Consider the following 24427-nt stretch of genomic DNA (forward strand, 5'->3'; position numbering starts at 1 on the left):
ACGACAGTGTTGCTAGTTATTATACGTTTAATTGCAAATAGACAGGGCAGTGATCACTACCTAAGATGCTGTCATAGATATCTGCACCTTGGATTTTATCTTTTAATTTATCTGATACCACAAAGTAATCGATACGCCAGCCCACATTTCTCGTTCTTGCGGCTGCACGGTAACTCCACCATGAGTAACGTTCTTCTACGTCACCATGAATATATCTAAAGGAATCAATAAATCCTGCATCAAGTAAGTTTGTAAACTGTTGACGTTCCTCATCACTAAAACCTGGGTTGAATCTATTAGTCTTTGGATTCTTAAGGTCAATCTCTTTATGTGCTACGTTCATATCTCCACAGACTACTACAGGTTTCTCTAAATCTAAAGTTACTAGGAAATCTCTAAATGCATCTTCCCATAACATTCTATAATCAAGACGTTTCAATTCTTGTTGTGCATTCGGAGTATAAACACATACAAGATAAAAATCATCATACTCACAAGTAATTACACGACCTTCTTGGTCATGCTCTTCCATTCCGATACCATAATGAACACTCAAAGGTTCTTGCTTCGTAAAGATAGCCGTTCCTGAATATCCTTTTTTCACTGCATAATTAAAATACCCATGATATCCTTCTGGCACATAATCCAGTTGTCCTTCTTGCATCTTAATTTCTTGAAGACAGATTACGTCTGCATTTAACTCTTTTACGATATCATCAAAGCCTTTATTCATTACAGCTCTTAAGCCGTTAACATTCCATGATACTAATTCCATAATGCCCTCCACTCTTACACTTCTTATAGTGTGCCACAGTTTCAGATTTATTCAAAGTCTCACACTTTTCAATCGATAGATAGTCTATAATAAGAGATATGGAGGAATCTATGAGACATACACTAATTTTAGCCAATCATGCAATAAAAGAATACGAAAATTATTTACTACAATCCAAAGATTTCTTATTTGGCGTCAATGTACGTCCTTTTGATTTTGCTGTTAACGAAAAGAATCTTGATAAGAAGGCTATAGAGATTGCTTGTTACGAAACATTAAAGACACAAACTTTTAAGACAATTCAAAACATCATACTCTTTCCAAAAACTATTCAATCATTGTTGTCACTTCTTAAAGAACTTCAATGTTATGGCATTAGATTATCAGATTTACCAAAAGAGACTGATTTACACAAGGATATTTACCAAGCTTTGAGGAGTATCCAGCCCTTATACCATGATTTTTCTATGGTAGATAATGTACAATACACTGTTTATCCTCAAGGCCTCTCACACGCTGAGACTTACTACTTAAAATCACATGGATCTCAGTTTGAAGCATCACCAACACAGAATCCAGAGTCACTTTCATTTAAAGTCGCCCTTAATATTCGCCATGAAATTGAAGCAGTAATCCAAGAAATTCTTACTTTAGATTTAAAAGATGTCGTAATTGCAATACCTAACTTGAACAATCATATTCCCCTTGTGGAATCTAGTTTTAAGCGTTATGGATTGAATTTAAGTTTATCAAATCGTTCTTTTGATTACGCTAAGAAGCAATTCATTGCAACAATGAACTTAAATCATACACAATCACTTAAGGCTTTAATTGAGTTTCTCGAAGCCAATCCTCTTAATCTAAAAACTTCTGATGATCTTGTATATTACATAAGTCATTTTGAACTCACAATCCAAGATGTCTTGGAATCCTTTGATTATGTTGATGAAACCACGAGCGACAAAGATATGATGTATCTTCAACAACGAATCCAAGAAGATAGTGTTAAACTGCAGGCTGCCCTGAGAGAGCTTTTTGCGTGTGACTTTAAGGGAGCACTACACTTCTCTTATAACATAATTCAAAACAACTCGTTTATCAATCTTAAACCGTTGCTTAACTTTATCGAGACAAACCATCCTCTCTATTCAGAAGAGACCTATAATTTTTTCATGAATCATCTCGATTCACTATCTCTAAGCGAAAAGAACTCTGAAAATATAAGAGTAGTCGATATTAATGAATTACCACATTTTACCTGTGAGAATCTCTATGTACTGAATCTTGGGGCATCAGCATATCCAAGTATTTCAAAGCGAACAGGTATTATCGATGAACAGTATTTAAGCAGTATTCAAGGCTATCCGAGCTTGGAGGAAAGAACAGAGTATCAATTACAAGATCAAAAGCGATTCTTTAAAATGAGCAAAAAGCTTACGCTTAGTTATTCCTCATCAACATACGAAGGAAAAGGAATTGAAGTTTCTTACCCAATAGAGTCCTTCTGTGCTGCACACAATGTTCCATTAGAAGCTTGGAAAGTAGACCAAATAATTAATACCAAAAAGAACTCTCCATCCCTTTCAAGAATACTTGCAAATGAACTCTATTTAAAAGAAGGTAAGATTGTTGGATCAATTTCAGCTTTCCAAAAATACCTCGATGATCCCTACGAGTTCTTTATTGAACGTGCTCTTCAAACACGTAAACCCGAAAGGCTCTCTTTCGACCCTCGTATTATTGGTACATTGAACCATAGTATTGTCGAACATTCATTATTTGGACTGGATGATACCTCATGGAATGACTTAATGAAGGTCTTCCCTGAATCCTCTCCTCGTATCCAAATGATTAAAGCTCGAAATGATATTATGATGCGTTATGTAGTTAAACACCTGAAAGATGCAGTTGCTGATACTGACCTTGTCCCCTTGAAAAGAGAATCATGGTTTGATGTTTCAGATATGTTTAAGAACATTCGTTTACGAGGTATTATCGATCGTATCGATGCCAATAATAATCAACTAATCGTCATTGATTACAAGTCCTCAAAACAATCCTTGTCACCTGCATCAGTTACAGCAGGTAGTCAATTACAGCTTTTAAGCTATGCTTTAATTGCAAGACGTCAATATGAACGAGACGTACTGGGTGTGTTTTACTATGGATTTAGATTTAGAAACATAAACACCAGTCTTTATTCTTATTCCTTTTCAAAAGGCTTACAGATGAGTGATGACAACTCTGATACGTTATGGTTAAATGATCAAAAGTTCTCAGGATGGTTTTTCGAAGCTCCTGAGACAACGTTCAACTCTACTGATTACTTTGGTGGCTTACGTGAAACTAAAGCAGGTATGACAAGCTATGCAATGTATGACATCGAAAAAGTTGAGGAAGTCCTTAGAATAATCTATAACGACATACAAGAAAATATCCTTAACGGTGTCTTAGATAAAAACCTAATCAAGATGACTCTCGAAGAAGCAAACTATAGAAAGGATCGTAGCGATACATGACACAATTCAATCATGAACAACTCAAAGCAATCAATGGCTTGGGTAATAATATTGTAGTTTCTGCTTCAGCAGGGGCAGGTAAGACAACAGTACTGATTGCACGTCTTATGAAACGTATTATTGAAGATAATGTTCGCCTTGATGCAATTTGCGCAATGACCTTTACTGAAGCAGCAGCAAGTGAAATGAAAACACGACTTCTTGCAGCATTAAATAATGCTTACAATGAAAAAGAAGATGCATTCATTGCACAACAAATTTCTTTAGTTGAAACTGCACAAATTTCTACAATTCACTCATTCTGTCTCACCATCATTAAGAACTATGGTTATGTACTTGGTATTGATCCTGATCGAGCAAACTCGATTTTAGATGATTCTCAAGTACAGCTTCTTCAAAACGAAGCCATGGACACTACGTTTAGATATTGGCTCGTTCAAGAACCTGATACAATGCAACACTTGCTCGATACGTTCTCCAATAACCCCATAGACTTTGATGGACTAAAAAAAGCGATTCAGAATATCGCTACTTGGATTTTAAGCAAGAAAGATCCTGAATCAGCTAAGAATGAAGTTCTTAATCTCTATCGAGCACAATCACTCCAAGATTTTCCTCAAGACATTCAAGATTTATTCTTTACAATGTACATCAATAATCTTGAGTCCATAAAGAAAGAAATGATGAATCTTATTTCGATTAGCGATGCAATTCATGACGCTAACGACAAGAAGCAAGAGAAATTCTTCACTCAGACACTTGCTTTCCTTGACCTTATCGAGAGTATTAACTCCATACAGAAGCAATGCTTAGATCATGACGATAGTTTCTATAGTATGTTGCCTAGTTTGTTTGATTTTAAAATCGTACCAGACTCAAAAGATGATAACTACTCCAAAACACGTGGTAATCTTCAAAAAGAGATTAACAATCTCTTTGGTAGTTATATTCCTTTTGAAGAAGCATTTGAAGATTTAAACAATCAAGCAAGCGATATTCATAAACTCTTAGAAATCACTGACATGTATCTCGAAAGCTACAATCAATTAAAAGTTGAAAAGAATGCTTTTGATTTCAGTGACTTTGAATCATTAGCTCTTGAGATATTAAGTTTTAATAATGGCATCATTGCAGCGCAAGTTCGAAATATCTATCAAGAAATAATGGTTGATGAATTCCAAGATACGAATGAGACTCAAGACGAAATAATTCGGTTAATTTCAAATGGTAAGAACATCTTCCGTGTTGGTGACATTAAGCAATCCATTTATCGTTTCCGAGGCGCTAAACCTAAGATAATGCAATCCTTAATGCGTGATGAATCCATTACTAACTTATCTCTCTCATATAACTACCGTTCGAAGAAAGATATCGTCGACTACAATAACATCGTTTTCAATAATCTTATGAACTTAAGCTATGGTATTAGTTATAGTGAAAGTGACAATGTGAATGTTGGTCTATCAAGCCAAGCAGAAGATTCTTATCCTGTTGAGTTTCATATCATTGAACGTGGTAGTGATAAGTTCAAAGAAACCTCTGCCCAACAACAAGCTCAGTATATTTCCCAGGAAATGATTCGATATCATAAAATGGGATACAAGTTTAAAGACATGGTTGTGCTTGTTCGATCTCATACAGCTAAAGCTCCTTTGAAAGAAGCTCTAGAGTTAGCGAACATCCCTCACTACATTGATGACCGCAGTGGCTTCTATCAATCTCCAATTATTCAGGATATACTGAATTTACTTAATCTAGTAATTAATCCTCATGATTATTACTACATTAAAGTCTTAGGTTCAACATTCTTTAACTACACTCCTGATATGTTAGGAAATTTATACTTACATGAATCTGGTTCTTTACGCCGTGCATTAGAAGACCTTGATCCTAACACCTATACAATCTTGAGAAACGCTATTTATTCATGGCAACGTATCGATATCGTTTCTATCTTGCAAGAAATCTATCTTATCAATGACACCTACCAACGCATTTCTCTTCAAGAGAAAACCAATTTAGACTTCTTACTTGAAAAAGCTACACAGTACCAACAGAATTCCATTCCAAGTTTACTAGGATTCATACGCTTCATTCGCACCTTTGAGAATGACATTAGCTCTGAAGCCTCTCCACTAAGTCAGGATGCAGATGTTGTGACAGCAATGACCATTCACCAGTCTAAAGGTTTACAGTTCCCTATTGTCTTTCTTTGGGGAATGGGAGCACATAAAGTATTTGATCATGATGCAACACTCTTAGTTGATGACTCAATGGGTCTTGCACTTAATAAAATAGACTTACCAAAACGTATTGCTTCCAAGAACATCCTTCGTCATATTATGGAGACGAAACAAAACCACGAAGAAATGGAAGAGAATCTGCGTTTACTTTATGTTGCCTTGACTCGTCCACAGAAACATCTCGTTATTGTGGATAGCGTTAGGGAGTTTCAAGTTGAAGAATTATCTTTCTCAACACTGTTCAATCATAAACGTAAAGCCGAATTATTGTATGCAGCGAGTCCTACATCAACAATTCTTAAACGAATTGATGCAAATGATATCGAGACTGAGGCTCTTGAAACTCTAGAACATGTTGAAGAACAACGTTTCACACAACTCTTCGATGAAGAAATTCATGCTATCCCAAGTGTTCAAAATAGAGATTTAGATTTCAACCGTTATTCTCAAGAAGGTTTAAGCTTTGGTACGACACTTCACAACGCAATTGAATCACTACCAAACAGAAAATGGACCTCCGATGATTTAGATGCTTTTGAAGCTCGTTATCAAGATCCATTACGCCGTTACAATACTCATCCATTCACTCAAGAACTTTATACGTTTGATACTATTGAGCATGAGATGCCATTTATCGATAGTAACGGAGAAGGTATTATTGACTTCTTTGCATATAATAAGACTCAACTCGTTCTTGTAGACTTTAAGAGTGATAACCTCAGTCACGAGGAGCTTATTAACACTTACAAGAGTCAAATCTCTCATTATGCTGATATTCTTAAACAAGAATTTCCTAATCATCAGATTAACGCCTACATTTACTCGTTCAAATCTAATGAGTATATTCAGATATAAACGACAAAACACACCTTTCGCAAGGTGTGTTCTTTTATTATAATCCTTCTCTTTGCTTCGATTCCTGAATAATCTCAATCATATGTTTAATATTTCCTTGACCTGCAAATTTTGATTCATCTGCAAAGTCAGTTCCTTTGATTGGTATCCAATGCAATGGATGTTTCTCACTTCTAAGCTCAACTTCTGATTCCAAAGAACCAAAATATACAAAGAGTGAAATTTCATCAAGATGATAATCCGTTGTAAAAAGATGGGTTAATTCAATGTCTTGGGATGATATCCCTGTTTCTTCAAATAATTCACGATATGCTGCTTCGTCATCACTTTCATTGGCTTCCTTCTTACCACCAACAAAATTATACAAGCCAAGATAAGGGTTTTTCGTACGATGACACATTAGTACCTTTTCCCCATCAGGATGAAAGACAATCACAACATTCACAGATCTGTAAGTCTTAGTCATTGAATAGTTCAAAGAGTGAGCTAACAGGTGTGTGATCTTGAATCGCTTCAATACATTTCGCTAACATATAGCCAACAGAAATTTGTTTAAGTTTCTTAATTTCTCGTGCTTCTGGAACAAGAGGAATTGTATTTGTAATCAATACTTCTTCAATGTGTGATTCATTAATACGATCTAATGCTGGTCCTGATAAGATTCCATGAGTACATGCTGCATAAACTGCTTTAGCACCTTTCTCATATAACATATCAACGCCACCCATTAATGAACCTGCAGTATCAATCATATCATCAATAATAATTGCTACTTTACCATCAACATCCCCAATTAAGTTCATAGCTTCTGCTACATTTGGTTTTGTACGACGTTTATCAATGATTGCGATTGTTGAATTTGGAATTGTATCTGATAGTTTACGAGCACGAGTAGCTCCACCATGGTCTGGTGATACAACAACAATTTCATCAGTAAAGTTTTTATTACGGTAATATTGACCAATCATCGCTACAGCTGTAAGGTCGTCTGTAGGAATATCAAAGAAACCTTGAATCTGAGGTGCATGAAGATCAATAGTAACAACACGATCTGCTCCAGCAGTAGTTAATAAGTTTGCCATTAACTTCGATGAAATAGGTTGACGTGCACGTGCTTTACGGTCTTGTCGAGCATAACCGTAGTACGGCATAATCAATGTAATCTCTGAAGCTGATGCACGATGACATGCATCAATAGCAATTAATACTTCCATGTATGTCTCACTTACAGGACGACATGTCGATTGAATAATATAAACGTGCTTACCACGTACTGATTCTAAAGGTTCGATAAGAATTTCGCCATCCGCAAAGTGACGAACATCAATCTTACCTAAGTCTGTGTCCAAATGTTGACAGATCTCTTGTGCCAATTCAACATTTGATGATAACGCAAAGATTACTGTGTTCCCTTTATTCATTGTTTTTTTCCTTCTTTATCCTTAAATTTGAATCCATATCCTTCTTTATTAGTTTGTCTTGAACGAGCAATCGCCATTGCACCGTCTTCAACATCTTCTGTCACAACAGACCCTGCAGCTGTTAGAGCATTGTTACCAATGCTTACAGGAGCAATAAGAGCTGTATGACTACCAATAAACACGCCATCTCCAATTACTGTCTTGTGTTTGTTAACGCCATCATAGTTAGCCGTTACAACACCACAACCAATATTCACATCTTTGCCAACAACTGCGTTGCCAAGATATGTTAAATGCGCACTTCGTGATAAATCACCAAATTCTACTGTTTTAAACTCTACAAAATTACCAATACGAGTGTTATCTCCAACTTTACAATTTAATCGTAAATGAGAATGTGGTCCTACTGAAGCATTGTTACCAACACTACTATCGGTAATACGTGAGCTATCAATGTGGGTATTGTCGCCAATCACCGCATTTTCTAGCCATGAGTCTGGAAGAATTTCACTACCTTTACCAATTACGGTCTTTCCATAGATATGGTTATTAGGGTAGATTGTTACATCTTTACCTATAATAACATCCGGTCCGATAAACGTATTGTCTGGATTAATGATAGTAACACCATTCTCCATCCATTTTCTATTTATCTTCTCTTGAAGCCATTGACTTGCTTCATAGAGCTGAACTCGATCATTGATTCCTAAGAATTGGCTGATTTCTGAATTACGCAATCCTTGTATACTATGACCGTTTTGTTTCATAATTTCAACTAGTCTTACAACATTCATTTCGTTTTCATAGTGTTCATCAACTAATTCTGGTAGATATTTATGTAATAGTGATGTTTTTACACAGAATACACCCAAGCTAATTTCTCGAGATTCGACTGTATTCATGTCTGCACTACGGTGATCTACAACTCGATCGATAGCTCCTTGATTATCGCGAACGACACGGCGATAATCTGCTGCGTTATCAACGATTGAAGTTACAAGAGTTAGATCATAACCTTCATGTTTACTATAAATTGATTCTATAGTATCTGCTTGTAGTAATGCGATATCTCCAAATAGAATTAATGTTGAGCTGTCCTCAGTGCCCAAATCAATATTCATTAGAGACGTAATCGCAGTCTGCTTATCATTGACTATCGCATATGTAACACGATCTCCAAGATAATCCATAATCTGTTCTCTTTGGTGCCCTACAACTGTGATAATAGAGTCCACATGATTTGCATCTAAATTATCGACTAACATTTCTATCATCGGTTTCTTTAGAATCTCATGAAGTACTTTATTGGTCTCAGACTGCATGCGTGTTCCCTTACCTGAAGCAAGGATAATTGCATTCTTCATAAAATAACCTCCGTCGTTATTATTCTACCACAACTCACATTATAATTTCGGCTTAATCTCGCCATATTTCACAAATGAAAATTTTGTTGCAATTCGTTTGTATGCTTCACGAACCTCATCGATATCTTGTGATAACCCAAAGACACTCGTTCCTGTACCGCTCATACTAACTCCATCCATACCTTGTTCGCGTAGAGTACGCATTATTTTTCTCATTCTACTATTGTGACGAACAACACTTTTTTGGAAGTCATTATGCATGTTGTCGCTTAATTTTTTATAATTTTTTTCTTCTAATGCTTCGATACACGCTACAACTTTGTCTTCTGTTTGGAAATGATCAAACTTCTTCATGAATCCTTTTGTACTTACACCAAAGCTTGGTTTAACACATATATAATAAAGTGGTTCTATAATATCTATTGGAGTTAAGATATCTCCAATACCTTCAACAATGCTTGCTTCATTAAAGAGGCAGAACGGTGTATCCTCATCAATCTTTCGTGCTATGTTGATGAGTTCTTCTCGACTAAGGTCTAATGCATACATTTCATTAATCATTCGTATGACCGCTGCTGCATCAGCACTCCCGCCTCCCAATCCAGATTGAGTAGGTATATTCTTAACGATTCTTACTTTAAAGTTATCTTTAATAGCGTATGTTTCTTTAAGTAAGATTAATGCCTTGTAGACTGTATTTCTTTTGTCATTGGGAAGATACTTCTTATCTGTCTCAATATGCATTGTTTCGCTTTTCTCAAGATAGACCATATCAAAAAGGTCAATGGGTACCGTTACATTACGAAAATGTAAAGATCCATTGACTCTATCTTTCACATGCAAACACAAGGTAAGTTTTGCATATGCTTTAGTTTGCATATAGGACTCCATAGAGTCTCACGTAATCATTAAATGTAAGGCTCTCTGCTCTTACATTTGTATTAATATCAAGACTCTCTAAGACTTCTTGGTAATTACAATCAAGTTCTAAAGTTTTGAGATTATTTACCAGTGTCTTGCGTCGGAACTGGAAGCATTTCTTTACAAATACAAAAAAGTCTTTTTCATTAAAAGGTAAACTCTGATTTTTTGGAATAAATTGAATGACACTAGACTCTACATTAGGACGTGGATGAAAACTCTCTTTTGAGACTTTCAACACAGTCTTAATATCAAAGTAATATTGCATTTGAATACTTAAAGCAGCGTAATCTTTGGTGTTTGGTTTTGCAGTGAGACGGTCTGAAATTTCTTTTTGAACCATTACTGTCATTTTCGCAATATCATATTCCATTAATTTGAATAAGATAGGCGTTGTAATGTAATACGGTAAGTTAGCACAAACAGTTAAAGGTTGTGGATATTTCGATAAATCAGCTTTGAGGAAGTCCTCATGAATGATTTCAATATTATCATAGTCTTCTAATGTTTCACTTAGTATTTCAACCATATGCTCATCGATTTCGTAAGCCACAACGTGTTTATAGTTGTGAGCCAGTTGTTGTGTTAATGCTCCCAGTCCAGGACCAATTTCTAATACAAAATCACCTTCACCACTGTGATTTGCGATATTACGAACGACTGATGGATCAATAATAAAGTTTTGACCGTAGTGTTTCTTTGCACGACGTTCGTATCGTTTAAGAATTTCCATACTTACTGAGTAATTAGCAATTGTTTTCATAATGAGCTCTCTTTCAAGATTTCCAAGCATTCTTCATAGCTTATTCCAATCATATTTAAATATTTAAAACTTGTCTTTGCATTTGATTTCGGATAGTGAAATGCTTCTGATAATACATCACGGCGTTCTTGACTATCACTTTTTCCACTTAAACCTAGAGCAATAAAATCTGACCATTCAATACTAGTGCGAACGATATCATAAGTCGCACTATGCTTTAAGGCTTCTAGTATGTCTTCACAGTCTGCATGTTCAATGCCTACTTTTTGCTTCTTCTTGGTTTGAAGAATGTGTAAAGAAGCATGTTTAGTTGTTCCTACTTCTTCAATGATTTTACGACGAATCTGCTCTCCAGGTCCATCAGGATCTGTAAAGACGATAATTCCACGGCGTTCGTTAAGATCTTTACACAAAGCTAAGAATTCTTTTGATACGTGTGTTCCATTGCTTACTATTACATCTGCTTCTACACACTTCGCTAGCTTTTCAGCATCATGTTTTCCTTCAACGACAATAACTTCTTTAATAATTGGCTTTTTCATAAAAATATTATACCATGCTTCTTTATCTGATTAAAACACTCACAACACATTCCGTAATTCGAGACACTAATCCCACAAGTGTTTCTTCACATCTACATGGCCGGATTGTTTAAATGTAATACCTTCATCTTCTAATAGTTTCCTTTGTTCAGGCCAAGAAGGTACTAATCTTCCTGTTACATTCACAACCCTGTGGCAAGGGTAGTTTCCATAAAGTGAAGCACTCGACAAAACCTTGCCTACCAAGCGAGAGTTCTTAGGATAACCCGCTTTTTTCGCAAGCGTTCCATATGTAAGAATTTTTCCCCTTGGTATCTCTGAGACAATTGCAAGCACCATATATGCGAATTCATCATAGTTGTCTATGATACTCACCTCCTCATACAAAAACGTTCAAATACGATCCTTAGGAGCGTAATGAACATAGACGATATCATTCTTTCGAAACGTATTTATGAGTCTTAATGCTTGGGGTTCTCAATTGATTGAAATAAAGGGATTCCGTTTCCCAATATTATCGGAACAATCCCAATCATATACTCATCAATAAGATTATGATTGATAAGAGGGCTAATTATATGACTTCCCCCTACGATCCATATGTCTTCAGTACTTTCTTCTTTAAGTTTTCGAACGAGTGTCTCCACTGGCATATTAACAGAGGTAATCAAATCATCATCTCTACTTATTTTAGAACTGAGCACATAGGTTTTTACGCCAGGATAAGGCCAAGTCTCTGAAAGCTCATCTACTATCTGTAGATAGGTTTTACTCCCCATAACAAGCACTCCAACGGATTGATAGAACTCATCGTAGCTTGCATCTTCTTCAAACTGAGGCAAGTCATTTAACCATGACACAGATCCGTCTTCTGTAGCAATATACCCATCCAAGGAACATGCAATAAACAATTTAACTTTTGACATAGAGTGTTTCTCCATTCATTCTATCTTCTATTCTACAATATCTTTAGCATCTTAGGGACATACATCATCTATTTAGACATAGAAAAACATCAACAATTACTGTTGATGTTTGATTTTATATGCCACATCCCCATGTACCATTAGTACGTGTTCTACTGTTTAAGCTAAGAATTTCGACTTTAACGCCTCTCATGCTTCCAATAGACATTTGCGGATTGTTTTCATGACCTACGAATAAGTCAAGTTTAGAACCTTGAATTGCTCCACCACGATCTAATACAATCGCTTTAAACGGAACACCAGGTTGAACTCCAGCTCCACTAATTTTGTGGTTGGATATTTCTACTACTGAACATAAAGGAATTGAAGAAGATGTTGCTAGAATGTAGTAACCTTCATATGTTACTCCTGTCTTCCATGAACCATCTCTTTGACGAACTTCATTGTCGCCAACTAAAATGCCTGCTGAGGTTGATCCTCTTCCATCTGCTCCAACACCACATCCGTTACAGTTTGCACCATAGCGAGTAATTTTTTCAGATGTAAAGTATGCACCTCTTTGTGCGCGTTGTCCACTTTCATAAAGTGTCGGTTTTGTATCTGTTACAGCTTCCGAATTTGGAATTTCTACACGTGATAAGAGTTCGCCTAAGATGTTAAATGTCTTTTTGTATTTCGTTTCCTTAGTTCCACGAGCTCCGTCTTGTGTTTTTGCATATAACCATGATGCACCACCACTTACAACTTCACTGCCAGATCTTTCGATGACTTCTGGCTCATCGAGTTCCTCTACTACGGTCTCAATCTCAAACCGATAAGGTTCCTCGTCACTACTTGTAATATCATTTAATGTCGGATAAGTAATTTCTTGCGCTGCTTCTGCATTTATAGAGCAACCGCTAATGATTGATACCATGGCTAGTAAAACAATTGCCAATTTGTATTTCTTCATAAAAATTTGTCTCCTTTCAAAAAAGACCTCGAAAATATAGCACAACAGCAATTTTCGGTCAAATTATGTGCGTTTTTTTTGAAATAATTGATTAAAGAAACACAAAAAACACCACTGTTTAGTGGTGTTTTAATGTCAATATGCAATTATGTGAGTTTGTGTGATTACGAGAAGAAATCATGCAAAGCAGGGTTTTCTAGAACTTTCTTTTTCATCACAATTCCTGGAAGAAATACTGCAATAACCTCACCCACAGCTACAAAAAACATGTTAAAAATGAATGGGAATTCTTTGAATAATACCGTTAATTCTAATCCAATAATAATGCCATTAAATACGGCTGGCCACATTAGTTTTAGATATGTATTCTTTGTCTTAACCATTGCATAACAGCTTACCGCTGTCGCAAATGTTCCAAATACTACATCAACCAGTCCTAAGGGACTGAATAGATTCGTAATTAAGCATCCCAATGTTATTCCAAAACTATAACGCTTATTAAAGAATAAAAGAAGGAGTGTCATTTCTGCTACCCTTACTTGAATGGGACCAAATGTGTATGGCATTAAGAAAAGCGATAATGCCACATACACACCGGCAATAAACGCTTGTACTGTTAATTCTTTTGTTTTCATTCTACACCTACATTAATCTGTTATTACGACGACGCACTCGTTTTTCTCCACCTGCTGAAGTAAAGTTTAGAGCTGATTGAATCAAGCCCCAGCTTGACCATACAGATAAGCCCAATCCGATTGCAACGTTCATTAAGAAATTCTTTAGTATTCCTGGTTCTTTTGGAATGACTTTCAATACCTCTTTAAACACTTCAAAGAAAGATATTGAGATCACATTATTAAAGGCTCTCCAATAGGAGAACGTTGTTGATAACAACTCTGCAAAGATAATCATCACAACACTTAAACCAAACATGATGTATACATCACGTCGGCTTAATGTTCCTCCAAATTGACGGAATAACTTAATACCCCAATGGATAATTAAATAACCTGCAAGACCCGCTATAAAACCGATTTGGTTAATTAGAACCCAAACACCAACACCAGCAAGCATACCTCCAATAGCAGCTAGCCATGCCACTGTGAGGTTATCTTTACGTTTTTTATACCCTGATTGAGCTTCTTTTTGATCTTCAAACGTTGCCCCATCAAGAATTTGAACTTTTGTACCCACTCTGAAGATTCCAACATCTTCAGAAGTTCCATCAATACTACTGATATTATGAACATTACCAGCAGCGAGCTGTAGGGTTACTGCATCCACAATTTCATTGAACTGTTCTTTTGTATCAAGATTGATTAAATTTAATTCTACATTTAATACTAAGCCCTCCATATAAACACCACCCATTGGTATAGCATCATATGTTGTTCTTAGTGCTTGTAATTCATCTATATGGTCTCTTGCATCGCTCACTGAAAGACTAATGCAAATCATATTTTTTCTCTCTAAAGGTGCTACAGTAAAGAATATTTCATTCTCTTTACCATAGAGTGTTTCTATATCATTCATATATGAATAAGTACTTCGTAGTTCTTTAATACTTTCCATCATCATTCTCCTTACTTCCGTATTATCTCAAAATTTTCATAAAATATCGAGTCGTCGTTTTAACCTTGTTTTACTTCTTGAGCATCTATCACTGGATAGGCTATTCTTTCTTTGGAATTATTGCGTATCATTTGTTTCAGTGACGGTACCATGTACAAGACACTGAGGACTATTCCAATCAAGGCATTAATTGCCATGGGTTGAAGCAATCCAAAATTTCGAATTAATTCTGGGTAATACTGAGTCAAAAATGTACCAAACGATACAACATTTGGGTTGGTCATAAATATTTTCACTGCATTTGCGAGATATTCCGATAATACAATTACTGGTATTGATATCAATCCAATCGATATTATCTGATTGCGATTTGGTGTTTGGTAGGCTCTTTCAAAGCCTTTAATACCAAAGTAAGCAATCGCGTAACCAACAATACCTGCAAGGATCCGGAGCTGTGATATAAGAACCCATAAGGCAACTCCTATTACCATTCCTATTAATGCTCCCAAATAACCTTGAACAAGTGACCCTCGTGGATGAATTTCTTCAATTTTATTTTCTAGTATTCCAAAGTATATCTCTCTATTTAATATTTCCACTTGATTACCTATACGATACACACCCAATTCATCCGTCCTTCCGGAACGATCACATCGTTGAGTGTATGAGCGAGCAGCCAACTCTTCTGATAAGAGCGTAATAATACGAATTAGTTCAACGTTTAAATCCATATCTTTTATGTTTATTGGAATAATTAATTTGTGTTTCTTAAATCTTCGTTGTGCTCCCAAAGTAGGATATGTTTCTCTTAAATCATCGATATAATCTAAGAACAAACCATTTTCTTCATCACTAACGTTAAATTCTATTGTATAAAGGCGTATTTTTTTATCAAGCCTTACAATACTAAGATAGCCCTCGTACTCGAAAGCGAAAACACCAAGATCTTCAATGAAGCGATTTTCCATGTTCTCAATCCTCTTTCCTATCTTATTACCATTTATTATACAGTGTATCTGTGAACTTTGTGTACAATTCACAAGATAAACATACCATTCTTAAAGTAAAAGCCCCTGAGGGCTTATTTTTGTACTTTATTAAACAACCTTGAGTAATTATCTTGAAGTTGATCTATCATATTCTTACCAAATACATCATTAAGAGCCTTACCAACATACATTACATATGCTGGTTGATTCGTTTTTCCTCGTTTGGGAACTGGTGCTAAATAAGGAGAATCAGTTTCCGACAAGATTCTATCAATAGGTGTTACAGCAAGAGCATCTCTTACGTTTCCACCATTCTTAAATGTCATGATACCACCAAATCCTAAGTAGTACCCCATATCTAGAAATACCTTAGCATTCTCAACCGTATCGGTATAACAATGAATCACACCACGTTTATTCACTTCGTGTTTCTGTAGAATGCGAATAAGATCATCAACAGCTTCACTGTTATCTGGGTTGTTTCTAAGATGTACAATGATTGGTAAATCTGCTTCATTCGCTATTCTTATTTGTTCAATTAATCGTTGATGTTGAAGTTCTTTCGTACTATCATCCCAATAATAATCTATTCCAACTTCACCAACCGCAATAACTTGGGGATGATTTAGGTATGTCATCATTTCTTCCATTTCATCCGTTGAAACATCCTGAACACTTGTGGGATGTACTCCAATTGATAAATGAAACATCGGGTTATTCTCAACTTTTGCTAAAGCCTTCTTAACTTCATCTAAATTTCCACAGATTATATTAATCGTTGTTACATCATTGTCGATTGCATTTTGAACATATTCATCAAAGTTATCATATAAGGATTCACTTACTAAATGAGCATGTGAATCTATCCATCCTTTATTCATTACTATCTCTACTTCCCTAAACAGAATCTTGAGAATATCTCATCAAGAACGTTTATGTTTTCTTTAGCCATTACTACTGATGCAAGTTCAATATAAGATTCATTAAGGTCTATTGTGACCAAATCAAGCTCCATACCTATTTCTAGAGCTTCTATTGCTCTTTGCATTGCTAAATAGCTCTTTTGTACAGCTGCGATATGTCGTTGATTTGAAAGTGTTGGTCGTCTTAATGCAACGGTATGATCTTCATACTTTGTATTGATGGCATCAATAAGTTCATGAATATCTCCTTCAATTGCACTAACAGAAACACCTTCACTATCTTCATTCTTAATTAAGTCAGTTTTATTGTAAACAATAATTCGATCTTTATCTTTTGTAAGCTCTAGTAACATCTTATCTTCTTCATCACGTTCTTGTGAAGCATCAAAGACTACAATCACTAGTTCAGAAGATTCCAAAGCTTGTCGGCTCTTTTCAATTCCTATTTGTTCTATAACATCACCTGTGTCACGAAGACCAGCGGTATCGATTAAGTGTAAGGCAACGTTTTGAAGACGTATCCAGCCTTCTACAAGGTCTCTTGTCGTTCCAGCTATATCCGTTACGATTGCTTTATCTTCATCCAGTAGGACGTTTAGAATACTTGATTTACCAACATTAGGTTTTCCTAATATTACTGTCTTAACGCCTTCTTTCATAATTCTTCCACTCTTAGACTCTTTAAGAATCTTATCGAGATCCAGTAAGAACTCTTTAGAGAGTGGTAAAATTACATCTTCAGTAAGGACAGTAACATCATCATACTCAGGGTAATCAATGTTTACTTCAATATTTGCGATAATTTGTATCAGTTTTTCTAGTAATGGATTAATGAGTTGTGTAACACTTCCTTGAACGCCAGAAATTGCGAGTTCTTGAGCAAACTCATTGGGCGCTTGAATCAATTCCATAACTGACTCTGCTTGTGAAAGATCAATTCGTCCATTAAGGAACGCTCTTTGGGTAAACTCACCTGGTTCAGCCATACGTGCTCCTATGGATAAGCACAATTCTAATATTTTTTTTGTTACAAGAACACCACCATGACAGCTTATTTCTACTACATCCTCACGAGTGTACGTTTTTGGTGCTTTAAACACACTTACCAAAACCTCATCAACCACTTGATTCTTAATAGGATCAATAATATGACCATATGAGACAGTGTGTGACTCTACTTCATTTAAATCACGTGAAAAGAGTTGATTGGCTAACGGAATTGCATCGCTACCACTCAACCTAATGACGGATATTGCACTCTCTTGGAGTGCCGTTATAATTGCTACTATTGTATCTGTTATCATGTGTTTATTATAAGGAAGATTGTTATAAAGTGCAATGAAGCAACTCTTTAGTTTCCTAATAAAGTTGCTTCATTTTTATTTGTTCTTAAATTCTTGTTCTAATACATATCGTACTTCTCGAACTGCATCTTCTTGAATTTCAATAATTTCTGCCCCTTGATAATGAGCGATTTCTCTAAGCTCAACTGCAATCTGAGTGAAGCGAGAAGCCCCAATAACTAAAAAGATATCATCTTCTGTTAAAGCAGAGACTTTAGTTATTGCTTTATAGTAATTCGGTGCAGGATCACCATACAACACTGGCTTATTGTAGAGTTGATCCGCATAATCCATTTCATCTTCTGTAGGAAGTCCTCCGTGAAGTTCCACAACGCTTTCGCTCCCTGCACTTTGATGCAATCCATCCACATTCATTGTAAGGATTGGGATTTTATATTCTGCTAAAGCAATGTGAGCATCGTTTGGTTCTGCTTGTTCTACAACATCAACTAAATTTCTTAGAGTCTTACGATATTCTTCGGGATTCTCGATTGCAAAATCTCTGTGTAAATGATCTCTTATGTCTGGACGTTCCATGAATGTTTGAATTCCAGACGCTTGACTAATTCCTGCCCCTGTAAATGCTAAAATCATGTTATTACCTCCTATTTCTTCTTTGTAAAAGCATTGATTATTCTCATTGCTATCGCCACAGCAATAAATGTAAGTGCTGCAGCGCATAGATTAATAATTAAGTAATCATTGATAAATCTTAGAATAATATTATTAGTATTCCAAGCAAATATGGGTGTTCCTTCAAAATTACTAAAGAATGCTAAATACGCTAAAATAGCGATAATTGTATAATTGTTGATTATCTTTTTGTTATAAAGATAAATTCCTAATGGTATTGCACTAATTGCTAAAACTACTGCAAATATCTGTGTTATTAATATTAAATTCATAGATTCACCTTTGCCTCTCTATATTTTATCACAGATGAACCAAGAAAAAAGGTAATACCTGTAGCATTACCTTTAATATCACATTATGAAATATATAGAATATCTTTTTCTACATTATTATCTTCATCAAAGCTGACTTTATACCAGTAGCTATTGTCATTAAGAACTTGCCAACGACGTTCTTCTTTAATATATGACCAATCTTTATCATTTTGGTAGTACAATTGAAGATCGTTTGCTTCTAGAATATTAAGAATTTGGTTATCATGATAATTATACTCATCAAAGTCTGTAAATGCTTTATTACCCATCTCAGAATACACACTATTTAATTCTAATAGTAAGTCATGAATTTTAGGATCCATTTCACTGACGTTGAGTCCTAGTTCTTTTGCCTCATGTAAAACAATAGGATATGAGTGCGCTGGATAATCGCTGTTCAACTTGATACTAATACGTTCACATTCTTCTTCGTCATCATTGTGATAAGACAAAATAGATTTACCAACACGAATCGATAATGAGCTTGAGCGATCAAGAGATCCAAGTACTACCGGGTGGATGTATTTGTATAATTCTTGGTAGTGATGATTTGATGATCCTTCAGGTGCATTCTCTTTCCATAGCTTCTCAATACGTTGAACCTCGTTTTGAGATACAGATACCTTCCCGTTTGTTACTGGGTCAAGTGGTGAAAGTTGATGACGTTTGGATGAATCAATAGGAGTGATGTAAGCAAGTGGTCCCATCTTAATTTCATCAGCTCCAAGTGTTACTAAAGTTGCTGATGAAGCTGCCTCAAGAGGAATCAGTGCTGTAACATGGTCTGCATAGTTACGAATTACATTAACGATACGTAATGCAGCTACAGTATCACCACCATCTGATTTTATAAAGAGCGCTACTTTTTTCTTTTTCCCTACCTTTTTAAATAAGTTATAAAATGCCATGACATCATTTTGACATACTCCACCATTAAATGAGTTCCAGTATACAATGATTGGCATCCCTAGATGACTCTCCAGTTCCTTTAGTAAAGACTGTGTCTCTCTAAATTTCAAGGGAGGTTGTTTTATTTCTATTTTTTCTGACATAAAAATCTCCTTACGTGTTTACTTAATACTTTACATAAATATTATCTTCTATTGAAGCATAGTGTCATCAATCGGTAATAATATGCATTCAATACTTTATTAATGTTACTACTAGCTTATTTTAAAGAAAAAGAATGAACTTTCGTCCATTCTTGCTTATTCAATAATTCCTAATGACTCTAGGATTCTATTCAAATCTTCATCATCCGTAAAATGGATGGTGACTTTATGTGGGTCAACACTAATACGAGTTTGGAGTTTCTTCTCAAAGAGTGACTTCACATAGTTGTATTCTGGATTATCCTTCTTTTTATCTACTGGCTTTTCTTCTTTTCCAAGTGAATTGACTAATTTCTCAGCTTCACGAACAGATAACTTTCTGTCATAAATTTCTTGAGCAATTCTAACGATTTCTTTTTCATCTTGAATTGTAACGAGTGGACGAACATGACCCATTGTAAGTTTATTTGCAGAAACCATCTCTTGCACTTGTTTAGGAAGCTTCAGTAAACGGAGTAAGTTAGTGATGTGACTACGGGACTTGCTCACTCTGTTCGCTACTTCTTCTTGTGTTAGACCAAGTTTCTCAATAAGTGATTGATAGCCTTGTGCTTCTTCCATAACATTTAGATCTTCACGTTGAACGTTCTCAATGATTGCGATTTCCATCATCTGGGAATCATCAAAACTAACAACGATTGCAGCGATTTCATCAAGTCCTGCTTTTTTACTTGCACGTAAACGACGCTCTCCTGCAACCAGTTCATAACCCTTACTTGTTTCTCTTACTAAAATAGGTGTAAAGAGACCATGAGTTTGAATTGATTCAGCAAGTTCATTCAATTTGTCTTCATCGAAATGACGACGAGGTTGGTAAGGGTTCGTACGAACATCCTTGATTTTTAACATTGTTTTAACGCCACCAAACTCATCAGTATTTCCTTGTTGAATATCTTCTAAAACTGATGAAACATCATCACCAAATATAGCTCCAAGACCACGTCCTAAACGGTTTTTGTCATCAACCATTGTTTTCACGCTCCTTCTTTGTTTGAGATAAGACTTCTTTTGACAGTGAGGCGTATGCTTTAGCCCCTTCAGATTTCAAATCATATTCAAAGATTGTTGCTCCACGTGATGGTGCTTCAGATAATTTAACATTTCGTGGAATATTGCTTTTATAAACACGTTCTTTGAAATATTTACGAACTTCTTGTTGAACCTCAATACTTAATCGAGTTCTCACATCAAACATCGTGAGTAGAACTCCTTCAATTTTCAATTGAGGGTTAAATAGTTTTTGTACTAATCGAATTGTTGATAATAGTTGTGTTAATCCTTCAAGTGCATAATACTCACATTGAACTGGAATAATTACTGAATCAGCAGCAGTCAGGGCATTGGTATTTAAGAGACCAAGTGAAGGTGGACAATCAATAATAATGAAATCATAATCATCTTGAACTTTAAGTAACTTATTTTTCAATAGACGTTCCCGTCCGACTTTATATTCGACCATTTCAAGATCTGCACCAGCTAAATCAATGGTCGCTGGTATAAGGTCCATTGGTGGTGTCGTAAGTTGTAATCGTACATCTTGTACTTCTTTATTTGTAAGAATCAAGTCATAGGTACTGTCTTTAATTGACATCCTATTAGCACCAACTCCTTGGGAAGCATTTCCTTGAGGGTCTAAGTCTATTAGAAGTACTTTTTGACCAAGGTACGCTAGTCCAGCTGATAAGTTAATACTTGTGGTTGTCTTACCAACACCGCCTTTTTGGTTTGCTACTGCGATAATTTTGCCCATACTGTCACATCCTTCATGTTATTTCTTAAATCTTATAGTGATAATTACCTCATCCTCTGTTTCTTGCATCGAATGATTTACTGGAATTCCTGTTTTTTCAATCATTCCAATAGATTGATTAATTGTATTAATACCAATTTTGATATTTCCTGAAATACCTTTGGTAAGTGGTTTTCTTTTCTTTGGTTTATTAATAAGAGCTTCTGTTTGTGCAACATTTAACTTCTTACCAATAACTTCTTGTAATATTTCTTGTTGTTTTTCTGTTTCTAGACCTAACATAGCACGAGCATGTCTTTCAGTAATCTTGCGATTACCTAATTGTTCTAAAATTGGATCAGAAAGTTCTAATAAACGAATTTTATTTGCAATGGATGACTGTGATTTTCCAACTTGGTTAGCAAGTTGTTTTTGCGTAATCCCTTGGATTCTTAGTATATCACGATAGGCCTTTGCTTCTTCTAAAACACTTAAATTTTCACGTTGTATATTTTCAATGAGAGCAAGTGTAGCACTTTCTTCATCATCGATATTACTTATAATTGATGGAATATCTTGGTAACCGGCCATTAACATAGCACGGTAACGACGTTCCCCAGCAATTATTTCATAATAATCGCCCATTTCACGTACAACAATTGGTTGGATAAGGCCATTTTCTCGAATGGATTGCGATAATTCAAACAAGCTTTCTTCATCAAACACGGTACGTGGCTGATAACGGTTTGGTTTTATCTTTTCTACTGGTATATCAATTCGATTACTCATGGTTCCTCCCTGACAACGGCGTCTTCTTTATTTTAGCATAACTACGAGGGTATTTATTGGGTGTCTTTTTGTTTTTAAGAATTTCTAAGTTATATCGTTCGCCCATCACATCATCTTCAAACTTATGCGAAGCTTTGAACGATCCCCCAGTATAGAAATTGCTTTCTTAGAAACATCATATTCTTCAAGGCCTTTTTGACCTTTCATGGCGATAAATACACCGCCTATTTTTACAAAAGGTAAACATAACTCACTCAATATATCTAAATAGGCAACAGCACGTGCAGTTGAATAATCAAAACTCTCTCGTTTTTCACGAATATAATCCTCTGCTCGTTCATTAACAACTGTAACATTCTTTAAGCCACACTCATCAACTACTCTATTTAGGAAATTGGTTCGTTTTGTAGTTGGTTCAACACAGGTCATATGAATATCCGGTCGAGCTATCGCTAAAACGATTCCTGGAAATCCTGCACCACTTCCAATATCACAAATTGTTGTGTTCTCTTTAATAAGTGGTGATATTAGTAGTGAGTCATAAAAGTGTTTATGGTAGATACCGGAATCATCATCAATTGCTGTTAAGTTTAGTACTTTATTAACTTCTTGTATTAAGTTTTTATACAAGAAAAATTGCTGTTTCATTGGCTCTGAAACAACAATTCCTAAATCCTGAACTGCTTTATAAAAATCTTTATCTGTCATACTATCTATTAATCCTTAAAATACTTTCCAATATCTCTTCGAGCTGCTTCTACTACTTCAACCACATCATAACTATGTTGCAGTAGTTTGTAGCATTTTTCGAAATCATTTGAGTCAATAATGTTTTTGAATGCTTCTATTTCATAATAAAGAACAGGTTTATCTTGAATATGATGCTCAACATCCTTATCTTTGGTGATGGTTGATACTGACCTCATAATGTTTGCAGATGAAGGCACCATTATGTATCCTTTATCACCTTGTATTTGAACAAAATTTTGAGAAAAACTATCCTTTGCGCCCACACATTCTACTACAAAATCGGGATATGTCAATGTTACGATACCTGAGGTGTCAATTCCGTTTTCATGCAGATTCGCAACATACTTAACAGATGATGGTTTTCCAAATAATCCCACTACAAAATGAATGTTATAGATGTTGATATCAGCCAATGCACCACCAGAATATTCGGGATTAAATACATTCGCAATATTACCTTCTAATAACTGATCATAGCGACTTGAATATTGACTGTAATTACATTGAACGACTTTGATATTTCCAATTTCTTTGATTTGTTCTTTAATATATTCATAATGTGGCATATGAATATTACATATCGCCTCAAATAAGAATACTTTATTCTCTTTAGCAATTTGAATCATTGCTTCAACACGTTCTGTATTTCCTGCAAATGGTTTCTCTACAATTACATGTTTTCCAGCTTTCATTGCTTGAATTGCTTGGCTGTAATGAAGGCTATTTGGTGATGCAATATATATTGCATCAAGTTCTTGATCTTCGAGCATCAATTCATAAGAATCATAGGCTTTTGGTATTTGTAATTCATTCGCAAAAGCCTCTGCTCTCTCTTTAGTACGCGAATAAACAGCATCAAATGTTACTCCATCTACTAAACGCCCAGCAGTAACGAAATTCTTTACAATTAAACCACTACCTATAGTACCGATTCTCATAAATCAACCCTCGTTTCTAACTCTAATTATATCATACTCATCTGTCATAACAAT

Annotated in this window: 25 protein-coding genes; 2 read left to right on the forward strand and 23 right to left on the reverse strand. The window is 35.4% G+C overall.

Features of this window, described 5'->3' with window-relative positions:
• Positions 1 to 19: 19 nt before the first annotated feature.
• Complete coding sequence (locus tag G7059_RS01145) at positions 20 to 775, reverse strand: exodeoxyribonuclease III (protein WP_166080253.1); 756 nt, start codon at positions 773 to 775, stop codon at positions 20 to 22.
• 110 nt (positions 776 to 885) lie between these two features.
• On the opposite strand from G7059_RS01145, the gene G7059_RS01150 reads away from it, so the two are divergent.
• Positions 886 to 3294 carry a PD-(D/E)XK nuclease family protein gene (locus G7059_RS01150; RefSeq protein WP_166080254.1) on the forward strand — a complete coding sequence of 803 codons (2409 nt, stop codon included), beginning with the start codon at positions 886 to 888 and terminating at the stop codon, positions 3292 to 3294.
• Positions 3291 to 6392, forward strand: a complete 3102-nt coding sequence (locus G7059_RS01155) for an exodeoxyribonuclease V subunit beta (protein WP_166080255.1) — start codon at positions 3291 to 3293, stop codon at positions 6390 to 6392. Before G7059_RS01150 ends, G7059_RS01155 begins: the two co-directional genes overlap by 4 nt.
• Positions 6393 to 6429: 37 nt before the next feature.
• Here G7059_RS01155 and G7059_RS01160 read toward each other — a convergent pair whose 3' ends face one another.
• The 22 genes from G7059_RS01160 to G7059_RS01265 form a co-directional block, all read right to left on the reverse strand.
• Entirely contained in the window at positions 6430 to 6858 is a 429-nt protein-coding gene (locus G7059_RS01160; RefSeq protein WP_166080256.1) for an NUDIX hydrolase, read from the reverse strand.
• Entirely contained in the window at positions 6851 to 7813 is a 963-nt protein-coding gene (locus tag G7059_RS01165; RefSeq protein WP_166080257.1) for a ribose-phosphate pyrophosphokinase, read from the reverse strand. Before G7059_RS01165 ends, G7059_RS01160 begins: the two co-directional genes overlap by 8 nt.
• The gene (glmU, locus tag G7059_RS01170) at positions 7810 to 9177 is read right to left on the reverse strand and encodes a bifunctional UDP-N-acetylglucosamine diphosphorylase/glucosamine-1-phosphate N-acetyltransferase GlmU (protein ID WP_166080258.1); all 1368 of its coding nucleotides are present in this window, start codon (positions 9175 to 9177) and stop codon (positions 7810 to 7812) included. The genes G7059_RS01165 and glmU overlap by 4 nt, the downstream gene beginning before the upstream one ends.
• A 39-nt stretch (positions 9178 to 9216) precedes the next feature.
• Positions 9217 to 10056 carry a 4-(cytidine 5'-diphospho)-2-C-methyl-D-erythritol kinase gene (ispE, locus tag G7059_RS01175; RefSeq protein WP_166080259.1) on the reverse strand — a complete coding sequence of 280 codons (840 nt, stop codon included), beginning with the start codon at positions 10054 to 10056 and terminating at the stop codon, positions 9217 to 9219.
• The gene (gene rsmA / locus G7059_RS01180) at positions 10046 to 10861 is read right to left on the reverse strand and encodes a 16S rRNA (adenine(1518)-N(6)/adenine(1519)-N(6))-dimethyltransferase RsmA (protein WP_166080260.1); all 816 of its coding nucleotides are present in this window, start codon (positions 10859 to 10861) and stop codon (positions 10046 to 10048) included. Before rsmA ends, ispE begins: the two co-directional genes overlap by 11 nt.
• Entirely contained in the window at positions 10858 to 11403 is a 546-nt protein-coding gene (gene rnmV, locus G7059_RS01185; RefSeq protein ID WP_166080261.1) for a ribonuclease M5, read from the reverse strand. The genes rsmA and rnmV overlap by 4 nt, the downstream gene beginning before the upstream one ends.
• A gap of 66 nt (positions 11404 to 11469) precedes the next feature.
• Positions 11470 to 11778, reverse strand: coding sequence for an MGMT family protein (locus G7059_RS01190; protein ID WP_240920513.1), 309 nt, complete (start codon positions 11776 to 11778; stop codon positions 11470 to 11472).
• 86 nt (positions 11779 to 11864) lie between these two features.
• Positions 11865 to 12329: a dihydrofolate reductase family protein gene (locus tag G7059_RS01195; RefSeq protein WP_166080262.1), complete on the reverse strand. Its 465-nt coding sequence runs from the start codon at positions 12327 to 12329 to the stop codon at positions 11865 to 11867.
• A gap of 115 nt (positions 12330 to 12444) precedes the next feature.
• Positions 12445 to 13281: a 3D domain-containing protein gene (locus tag G7059_RS01200; protein WP_166080263.1), complete on the reverse strand. Its 837-nt coding sequence runs from the start codon at positions 13279 to 13281 to the stop codon at positions 12445 to 12447.
• A 164-nt stretch (positions 13282 to 13445) separates the two neighbouring features.
• Positions 13446 to 13916, reverse strand: coding sequence for a QueT transporter family protein (locus tag G7059_RS01205; RefSeq protein WP_166080264.1), 471 nt, complete (start codon positions 13914 to 13916; stop codon positions 13446 to 13448).
• A gap of 7 nt (positions 13917 to 13923) precedes the next feature.
• Entirely contained in the window at positions 13924 to 14853 is a 930-nt protein-coding gene (locus tag G7059_RS01210; protein WP_166080265.1) for a hypothetical protein, read from the reverse strand.
• Between the two features lie 59 nt (positions 14854 to 14912).
• Positions 14913 to 15821: a hypothetical protein gene (locus G7059_RS01215; protein WP_166080266.1), complete on the reverse strand. Its 909-nt coding sequence runs from the start codon at positions 15819 to 15821 to the stop codon at positions 14913 to 14915.
• 113 nt (positions 15822 to 15934) lie between these two features.
• Positions 15935 to 16723, reverse strand: a complete 789-nt coding sequence (locus G7059_RS01220; RefSeq protein WP_166080267.1) for a TatD family hydrolase — start codon at positions 16721 to 16723, stop codon at positions 15935 to 15937.
• Between the two features lie 8 nt (positions 16724 to 16731).
• Positions 16732 to 18069 carry a tRNA uridine-5-carboxymethylaminomethyl(34) synthesis GTPase MnmE gene (gene mnmE, locus G7059_RS01225; protein WP_166080268.1) on the reverse strand — a complete coding sequence of 446 codons (1338 nt, stop codon included), beginning with the start codon at positions 18067 to 18069 and terminating at the stop codon, positions 16732 to 16734.
• 75 nt (positions 18070 to 18144) lie between these two features.
• Positions 18145 to 18702, reverse strand: a complete 558-nt coding sequence (locus G7059_RS01230; RefSeq protein ID WP_166080269.1) for a Sir2 family NAD-dependent protein deacetylase — start codon at positions 18700 to 18702, stop codon at positions 18145 to 18147.
• An 11-nt stretch (positions 18703 to 18713) separates the two neighbouring features.
• Positions 18714 to 19013 (reverse strand): hypothetical protein, encoded by a 300-nt coding sequence (locus G7059_RS01235; protein WP_166080270.1) that lies wholly within the window; start codon positions 19011 to 19013, stop codon positions 18714 to 18716.
• An 83-nt stretch (positions 19014 to 19096) separates the two neighbouring features.
• Positions 19097 to 20107 (reverse strand): ATP-dependent Clp protease proteolytic subunit, encoded by a 1011-nt coding sequence (locus G7059_RS01240; protein WP_166080271.1) that lies wholly within the window; start codon positions 20105 to 20107, stop codon positions 19097 to 19099.
• 156 nt (positions 20108 to 20263) lie between these two features.
• Positions 20264 to 21136 (reverse strand): ParB/RepB/Spo0J family partition protein, encoded by an 873-nt coding sequence (locus G7059_RS01245; RefSeq protein WP_166080272.1) that lies wholly within the window; start codon positions 21134 to 21136, stop codon positions 20264 to 20266.
• Complete coding sequence (locus tag G7059_RS01250; RefSeq protein ID WP_166080273.1) at positions 21129 to 21917, reverse strand: ParA family protein; 789 nt, start codon at positions 21915 to 21917, stop codon at positions 21129 to 21131. The genes G7059_RS01245 and G7059_RS01250 overlap by 8 nt, the downstream gene beginning before the upstream one ends.
• An 18-nt stretch (positions 21918 to 21935) precedes the next feature.
• Positions 21936 to 22685 (reverse strand): nucleoid occlusion protein, encoded by a 750-nt coding sequence (gene noc, locus G7059_RS01255; RefSeq protein ID WP_166080274.1) that lies wholly within the window; start codon positions 22683 to 22685, stop codon positions 21936 to 21938.
• Between the two features lie 105 nt (positions 22686 to 22790).
• Complete coding sequence (gene rsmG, locus G7059_RS01260) at positions 22791 to 23393, reverse strand: 16S rRNA (guanine(527)-N(7))-methyltransferase RsmG (RefSeq protein WP_240920514.1); 603 nt, start codon at positions 23391 to 23393, stop codon at positions 22791 to 22793.
• Positions 23394 to 23401: 8 nt separating this feature from the next.
• Complete coding sequence (locus tag G7059_RS01265) at positions 23402 to 24373, reverse strand: Gfo/Idh/MocA family protein (protein ID WP_166080275.1); 972 nt, start codon at positions 24371 to 24373, stop codon at positions 23402 to 23404.
• Positions 24374 to 24427: the final 54 nt, after the last annotated feature.

It is taken from the genome of Erysipelothrix sp. HDW6A (assembly GCF_011400295.1).
GTDB lineage: Bacteria > Bacillota_I > Bacilli_A > Erysipelotrichales > Erysipelotrichaceae > Erysipelothrix.